This is a genomic window from Accumulibacter sp., from assembly GCF_029255145.1.
Classification (GTDB): Bacteria; Pseudomonadota; Gammaproteobacteria; order Burkholderiales; family Rhodocyclaceae; genus Accumulibacter.
Genome location: NZ_JAPUVQ010000018.1, coordinates 1 through 7,730, shown reverse-complemented (window position 1 = coordinate 7,730; position 7,730 = coordinate 1). Strand labels below are relative to the sequence as shown.

At 67.1% G+C, this 7,730-nt stretch carries 6 protein-coding genes; 4 read left to right on the top strand and 2 right to left on the bottom strand.

Going from position 1 to position 7,730, the window contains the following annotated elements; genetic code table 11:
* Positions 1 to 70 precede the first annotated feature (70 nt).
* Positions 71 to 928 (top strand): putative transposase, encoded by an 858-nt coding sequence (locus tag Q1L50_RS01535; RefSeq protein WP_366145203.1) that lies wholly within the window; start codon positions 71 to 73, stop codon positions 926 to 928.
* Between the two features lie 958 nt (positions 929 to 1,886).
* Positions 1,887 to 2,837, top strand: a complete 951-nt coding sequence (gene egtD, locus Q1L50_RS01530) for an L-histidine N(alpha)-methyltransferase (protein ID WP_300335387.1) — start codon at positions 1,887 to 1,889, stop codon at positions 2,835 to 2,837.
* A gap of 88 nt (positions 2,838 to 2,925) precedes the next feature.
* Here egtD and Q1L50_RS01525 read toward each other — a convergent pair whose 3' ends face one another.
* Both Q1L50_RS01525 and Q1L50_RS01520 read right to left on the bottom strand, forming a co-directional pair.
* Positions 2,926 to 3,465, bottom strand: a complete 540-nt coding sequence (locus tag Q1L50_RS01525; RefSeq protein WP_366145202.1) for an SUMF1/EgtB/PvdO family nonheme iron enzyme — start codon at positions 3,463 to 3,465, stop codon at positions 2,926 to 2,928.
* A 9-nt stretch (positions 3,466 to 3,474) separates the two neighbouring features.
* Positions 3,475 to 3,876: a hypothetical protein gene (locus tag Q1L50_RS01520; protein ID WP_300335386.1), complete on the bottom strand. Its 402-nt coding sequence runs from the start codon at positions 3,874 to 3,876 to the stop codon at positions 3,475 to 3,477.
* A 396-nt stretch (positions 3,877 to 4,272) separates the two neighbouring features.
* Here Q1L50_RS01520 and senB point away from each other — a divergent pair, with 396 nt between their 5' ends.
* Both senB and selD read left to right on the top strand, forming a co-directional pair.
* Positions 4,273 to 5,274 (top strand): selenoneine biosynthesis selenosugar synthase SenB, encoded by a 1,002-nt coding sequence (gene senB / locus Q1L50_RS01515; protein ID WP_300335385.1) that lies wholly within the window; start codon positions 4,273 to 4,275, stop codon positions 5,272 to 5,274.
* Complete coding sequence (gene selD / locus Q1L50_RS01510) at positions 5,275 to 7,551, top strand: selenide, water dikinase SelD (RefSeq protein WP_300335384.1); 2,277 nt, start codon at positions 5,275 to 5,277, stop codon at positions 7,549 to 7,551.
* The last annotated feature ends 179 nt before the right edge of the window (positions 7,552 to 7,730 follow it).

The window sequence follows — 7,730 nt, the reverse complement described above, 5'->3', positions numbered from 1 at the left end:
CGCCTCTACTTGCCTTCTACGTGGCCTTATTGCGCCGCGATTGCTCTGGCCTCATTGCGCCGCGAGTCCAGTGGCCTCATTACGCCGCCACCGAAATGGCCTTATAGCGGCGCGAATTAACAGCGGCGTAGTGTGGGTACGCGAGGTACGCAAGCTCTGTGACACCGGTCGCCAAGTCTCCCTGATCAGCACGGATTATCAATCTGGGATATGGCTCTTGGCGGCCACCCTGTTCGCCCGGTGGTCTCAGGAAAATTTCTTCAAATATGCCCGTGAACACTTTGCCCTGGACCGCCTGGCGGACTACCAGACGGAAGAAATTCCTGATACCGCACGGGTCGTTAACCCGGCTCGCAGAACCCTCGACGGGCAGGTTCGCTCGCTGACCAGCAAGCTCAGCCGCCGGCTCGCCCAATTCGGCACGCTCAACCTCAACGAAACGATTGACTCGGCGAAAGTCGAGGCCTTTGTCGCGAAAAAAGCCGCTGCCCACGACGAGATCGAACACCTGCAGGACGAACTCAAGACCCTCAAGGAACAACGCCAAGAGACACCCTCTCATCTCGACATCAAGGACTTGCCGGAAGAAAACCGATTTCGTCGGCTGAGCACCCACAGCAAGCAATTGCTCGACACGCTCAAGATGATTGCCTATCGCGCGGAAACGGCAATGGCCAATGTCCTGGCACCGCTTCTCGCGCGCCCGGACGAGGCACGTAGCTTGCTACGCGCGATCTACACGACCGAAGCTGACTTGCTGCCCGACCCCCAGGCCGGCACCTTGACCGTACGCCTCCACCACATGGCCAATGGCGCGTCCGACCGCGCCGTCCGCAAACTCTGTGACGAGTTGAACTCTACCGACACTCTCTTCCCACGCGCCAACCTCCGCTTGATCCTGCAACTCGGTACTTCGCAAAATCCGTGAGATCAGGTTGTCTGGGGCCAGTCGGAATGCCAACTGCTGGTACTTGCTCTGCCTTCGCTGCCCGGCCGGGCGCGGCGAGCTGCCGAATCGGGGTAGCGAAGGTGATTCAGGTTCGGCGGTCGGCGCAGGCCACGTCGTGAACCCTCCCCAGCACCCTGTTGCGGCGTCGGTCGGTGGCGCCGCGCCGGGAAGCGGTCAGATCATCCACCAGCCAGGAAAGCCGGTATGCCACCATGATCCATCCGACGTCTTCATGGCTGGCTGAGCATGGGGGTCGCCAGCGGGAGCGCCCGGGCACTGGCTAGTGGACTGGAATCCGGCAAACAATAGCCTCAGTCGCGGCACGTCCCGATAGCCGCTCTGGCGCGCCGGTTCCGCTGCTTTGCCCATCAGTTGATCAACGGCTCGCCACGCGGCAAGCGGGTGGCGCGCGAGAGGACGAAGTGTTCTCATGGCAAACCTCGCAAGGAGATTCATGAAGACCGCAGATCGGCGGCCGGAGTAGGCGGCGCAAGGGCGCCGACGGGCAAGAGTTACACAGCCACTTGTTTTCTTACGTGACGTGCTTCACGGTGCGCTGGCAAGTTCCGATGCCGGCCATGCCAAATGGCTCAATTCGTCTCGGCGTGCTGCAGAGGGGGGCCGCAGCTCCGGCTGTCGAGCGAAGGGTCGGTTGCCGCCGGACCGGGCGATCGAGGCATGGTGCTGCTTCGCGCTGTCAGGGCCACGTGCTTTCTACGGATCAGGCGGTATCATCATGGCTGACGTCGCGAGGTGCTTGTCCGGCGAGTAAGCGATCCACAAGCGGCGGCAGGTGAGCCAGGAGCAGTGAGTGGCCGATGGAGCGGAGGGATTGGATGGAGTTGATAGCGCGCATGGCCAGCAGGCGTTGGTCGGTAGCCCGGACTGCCGGTACGCCGCGGGGTCGCCGCACGTTCTCGCCGGGAGTCCGCCAAGAGTGCACACGCCGACCCTGATCGCCGTCGACCGCCCACAGCCGGCCGCCATTCGCGCCGAGCTGTTGCGCGGGCTGCGGGCGTTACCGGCAGTGGTTTCGCCCAAGTACCTCTACGATAGTCTGGGCTCAAGGCTCTTTGCGGCGATTACCGAACTGCCCGAGTATTACCCGACGCGTACCGAGGCGGCGATCTTCGCGCGCCATCTCCCGGCCATCGCCGCCGAACTGCCGGCCGACCTGACGCTGGTCGATCTGGGTGCCGGCAACTGCGAAAAGGCGGCACGCCTGTTGCTGCCCTTGCGGGTACGCACCTACGTGGCGGTCGACATCTCGCTGGACTTCCTGCAAGAAGGGCTCGAACGTTTGCAGCAGCGACATCCGGCGGTCGACATGCTCGGTGTCGGCACCGACTTCTCGACTCGTCTGCTGCTGCCGGATGCCGTTGGCGAGGGCCCGCGCCTGCTCTTCTATCCGGGTTCGAGCATCGGCAACTTCACCCCGCCGGACGCGCTCGAGTTTCTGCGACAGCTGCATCTCGCTGCGCAGGGCGGCGGACTTCTGGTCGGCGTCGACCTGCTCAAGCCGATCGAGGTGCTCGAAGCGGCTTACGACGACCAACTGGGGGTCACCGCGGCTTTCAACCGCAACCTTCTGCGGCACATTAACCACCTCGTCGGGAGCGATTTTGCGCTCGCCGACTGGCAGCATCGGGCGTTTTTTGACAGCGCGCAGCGGCGCATCGAGATGCACCTGCAAGCCCTGCACGGCGTCGCCGTTCGCTGGCCGGGCGGCGGGAGGGTCTTCGCTGCCGGCGAACGGATCCATACCGAGAATTCGTACAAGTGGCGGGCCGATGATTTCTCTGCCTTGCTGGTCGCCGCCGGTTTTTCGGCGATTCGGAGCTGGACCGACGAGCGTGGCTGGTTTGCGGTCTTTCTGGCGCAGGCCTGAAGCGATGATTGAACATTGCGTTGCGGCGATTGGCCGCGCGCGAGCCCGCGCTGCCGGAGGCCTGCCGCCGTCTGCGCACTGGCGCCCCTCAGCGCTTGAGCGCGCAACTGCGGAAACCACAGTGAAGGTCGTTGCGCTCGGGCGCGAAGAAGTTGCGCGGATGCGCCATTTCCAGAGCAGCGGCGCCGCTGGCCCCACGCATGACGTAGCGGCTGTCGAACCAGAGCGCGGAGTAATCGCGGTACGGATGAGCGCGGAAACCCGGGTAGGGCAAGAACCGGCTGGCGGTCCCTTCCCAGACTTCACCCCAGTGGAAGCCGGCATCGTCGGTGGGCACCTCGCCGCGGAGATGGCAGAGGGCGGCGTGGGCGGCGTGTTCCCATTCGGCCTTGCTGGGCAAGCGGCGGCCGGCCCACCGGCACCAGGCGTCGGCCCCGAACCAGCTGAGATGTACCGCCGGCGCAGCGAGCGGCAGCGCTTGCCCGCCACCGAAGCGCCGCTGCTGCCATTGGCCGCCTGCCTGTCGCAGATAGCGCGGGCCGGCGACCGCGTTGACGGCGCGCCACTGCCAGCCGGCGGCCGACCAGCAGCGTGGATCGCTGTAGTCAGCGGCGGTGGCGAAAGGCAGGTAGCGTTCTCAGCTGACCGGCAGGCTGTCGATCGCGAAGGCAGCGACCGGGAGACGATGGCTGTCGAGTTCGTTGTCGAAGGCAAAGCCTGGCCCGTGGTAACCCACTGCCCACTCGACATCGGGCAGCTGCCATTCGGTCGATTCCACGGCCTCGACCGAATGGCCCGAATGGCCGCTCCCTGGCTGGCGATGCAGAATCTGCGGTGCCTGGGGCCGCAATGCTTCCGGCAGCGAAATGTCGAGCGCCCGCGCCATGTAGGTCGCCGCTTCGCCGTGCATCTGCTCGTGGAAGAGGACCAGCCGGACGAAATACAGATCGGCCGGCGTCGCTGCGGCCTGGCCGAGCAGACCCAGCGTTTCGGCGAGACCTGCTGCCAGATAGGCGCGGGTGGCGTCCAGATCCGGCAAGGGCAGCTGTTAGCGCACCGTTTGTGCGACGAAGCAGGAGTTGTAGAGCCCGTCCGCGCCGGGCAGGCGCCCCGGGGGGACGCGGGTGATCGGGGTCAGCAGCGATGCCAAGGGCGCGCTGGCGGTTGCGCGCGATCCAAAAATCTTGGAACCAGCCGACGTGGCCGGCTTCCCACAAGGGAGGAGTCAGCTGCGTCGAGAAGGGAACGTGCAGCGCCGGGCCCAGACCGTCTTCAAAGGCGGCCAGCAGGTCCAGGGTGCGCTGCCGGACCGTCTGCAGCGACGAGATCATCTGTGGCGCCCCGCCCGCTCGCGCGGCATCGGCCGCGGCCCATCGGCAGAGTGCCGTCATGGATTCATCGTTCCGCGTCTCCTCGATGCAGGCGGTCCGATCAGGTGAGCAGATCGCGCCAGCTCCAGCAAGTGGTGATTGTCAGCCCGGCGCTCGCCGATGCCAATAACGGCAACTGGCGGACGGCGCGCCGCTGGCAGCGATTCCTTTCCGGGTTGGCATCGACGCGGATCATCCGACACTGGCCGGACGCGCTCGCCGACGACGATCGGGCGATGCACGCCCGGCGCTCGGCGCCGGCGATCGCCGCATGGCGGGAAGTGCGTCGCCCGGGCGGCGTCGGGCTGATCCGGACCGGCAGCGACCTCTACCGGGATATCCTCGTCGATTCCGCCGCGCAGGCCTCGCTGCCGCTGGTCGGCGCGCTGGTGGTGCTGCTGGGACTCGGTCCGCTGGCTTTGCCAGCCGGCTTGCGTGGCAAAACACGGGAAATCTTCCAGTCGACCAGCAGCAGGCGGGCACTGCTCATGACTGATGGCTATCTCCTCGCGCTGATAGTCGGCCACCTGCGCGAGGAGAGTGTGCCAGAGACGCTATTCGCCGCCGCGCATGGTCTTGCCGGGGACGACGCGGTCCGCATCGACCACCTCGGCGATGCGCTCGACCCGCTGCTCGGTGAAGCCGCGCGCGCGACGATGGCGGAGTCCGCCAACTATCGCTGGCTGGGGGGCCAGCCGCACGCGGCGACCCGCCGCCGCATCCAGCGCGCGCACCTGCTGGTCCACGCCAGTCGCATCGAGGGTGGCGCGCACCTGGTCACGGAGGCGGTATGCAGCGGCACGCCGGTGATCGCCTCGGCGATCGATGGCAACATCGGCCTGCTCGGCACGGACTACGCCGGCCACTTTGCCTGCGGCGACGCGCCGGCTCTGGCGGAGCTGCTCGTCCGTTGCCGAGCCAGCCATGGCCACGCTGACGGCCTGCTGGCGCGGCTCGCGGCGCAGTGCCGGCAGCGCGCCGCGCCGTTTGCGCCGGCCGCCGAACGCTCCGCCCTGCGGCAGCTGGTGGCGGACCTGCTGGCCAGGCCGTCGAACGGCGCCTCGTAGATGCACCGTGCGCAACCAGCAGTCCTCAGGGACATCGTCCTCGTTGGCGGCGGCCACAGCCACGTCGTCGTTCTTGGCCGCTTTGCCATGCGCCCGGAGCCCGGCGTTCGCCTGACAGTGATCTGTACCGACACCCACACCCCGTATTCGGGGATGCTGCCCGGCTACATTGCCGGCCATTACCGTTTCGACGAAGTGCATATCGACCTCCGCCGGCTGGCCGAGTTTGCCGGCGCACGCTACTTCCGCGACGAGGTGACCGGTCTCGATCGGGCGCAGCGCAAGGTGCTCTGTCGGAGTCGCCCGCCGGTGGCCTACGATCGCCTGTCGATCAACATCGGGTCGATGCCGGCGGTGGATCGTGTCGAAGGCGCCGCCGAGCACGCCATTCCGGTCAAGCCGATTCGCCGTTTCAACGAGCGCTGGCTGGCCTTGCTCGAACGCGTTCGCCGGTACGCCGGGCAGACCACCATCGCGCTGGTCGGCGCCGGCGCCGGTGGCGTCGAACTGACGCTGGCGATGCAGTATCGCTTGCGCGGCGAGCTGCGGGCCCTGGGGCGCGATCCAGACGAACTGCGCTTCCACCTCTTCTCAGCCGATCGCGAGATCCTGCCGACGCACAACGCGCGCGTCCGGCAGGGTTTCGCACGGGTGCTGGCCGAGCGCGGCGTGATCGTCCATCGAGCCGCCGAAGTCTGCGCCGTCAGCAGCGGTCAGCTGCGCACTCGCAGCGGCGAGACGCTGGCGGCCGACGAGATCGTCTGGGTGACGCAGGCGGGTGGTGCCGTCTGGCTGCGCGACACCGGCCTGACGCTCGACGACAGTGGCTTCATCCGGGTCCGCGACAGCCTGCAGAGCGTCAGCGATCCGATGATCTTTGCCGCTGGCGACTGCGCGGCAATGCTCGATACGCCGCTCGAGAAGGCCGGCGTTTTCGCCGTTCGCCAGGGCCGGCCGCTGGCCGACAACCTGCGTCGCTCGGCGATCGAGCGGCCGCTGCTCGCCTACCGGCCGCAGGCGCGCTGGCTGGCGCTGATCAGTACCGGCGACCGCTACGCTGTCGCCTCGCGCGGCGCACTACATCTCCACGGCGCCTGGGTGTGGCGCTGGAAGGACTGGATCGACCGACGCTTCATGGCCAAGTTCAACGATCTACCGCCGATGGTCGCCAAACTAGCGGGCCGCTCGGCACGAGTTCCGCTCGACCCGGCCGAGTCGGCGCAGGCCTTCTCGGCGGTCGCCATGCGTTGCGGTGGCTGCGGCGCCAAGATTGGCGCGACGGTGCTGTCGCGGGCTCTGGCGGCGGTGCACCCGCTCGAACGCGACGACGTACTGATCGGTCTGCACGCTCCCGATGACGCCGCGATCGTGCGTGTACCGCGGGGCAAGGCGGTGGTCCATTCGGTCGACTTCTTTCGCGCCTTCATCGACGACCCTTGGCTGTTTGGCCGGATTGCCGCCAATCACGCGCTCGGCGACATCTTCGCGATGGGCGCCGAGGCGCAGACGGCGGCCGCCATCGTGACGCTGCCACCCGGCCTCGAGAGCAAGGTCGAAGAAACGCTGTTTCAGATGATGTCGGGTGCCGTTGAGGTGCTCAACCAAGCCGGCTGTGCGCTGGTCGGGGGCCATAGCGGCGAGGGCAGCGAACTGGCGCTCGGCTTTGCGATCAGCGGCCTGATCGACGAGGCGATGGCTACCGTGATGTGCAAGGGTGGCATGCGGCCGGGCGACTTGCTGATCCTCAGCAAACCGATCGGCACCGGTACGCTGCTCGCCGCGCACGCTCGTCTGCAGGCCAGCGGCCGCTGGATAGACCAGGCGCTGGCGTCGATGGAGCAGTCCAACCGACAGGCCGCGAAGTGCCTGCACGAGCACGGGGCGACGGCATGCACCGACCTCACCGGCTTCGGCCTTCTCGGCCATCTGGTCGAGATGACCCGCGCTTCGGGCGTCGACGCCGAGATCGACCTGGCCGCCTTGCCGCTTCTCGATGGCGCCGTGGAGACCTGCGAGGCGGGCACTCTCAGTTCGTTGCAGCCGGCGAACGTCCGCCTGGGCCGCGCCTTGCGCAATCAGCGGGAAGGCAGCGCGCATGCCTACTATCCGCTGCTGTTCGATCCGCAAACCGCCGGTGGCCTGCTGGCCAGCGTGCCGGCGGAGCGGGCGGGCGCGTGCCTTGACGCGCTGCGGTCGCTCGGTTACGCCAAGGCGGCGTGCATCGGCCGGGTGCTAGCAGCCGGCGACGAGCTTTCGCCGATCATGCTGAAGGCCTAGCAGCCTGTCGGATTGCGTCGTGCCAAGGCGCTGTTTTCCAGCGGGTGCAAGTCCCGCCCGGCAACTTTCGCTCCGGCCGGTAGCAACTGGAGCAGTCGTGGAGGTAACGAAGCGGCTGAAGCCTCTGGTGTAGAAGGTCCTGTAAGGGACTTGGCGACCACGCAGGCCGTAATGTGAAT

Excerpts from the sequence above, each read along its gene's own strand:
- selD (WP_300335384.1), top strand. The coding sequence starts at position 5,275 with ATGCACCGTGCGCAACCAGCAGTCCTCAGGGACATCGTCCTCGTTGGC.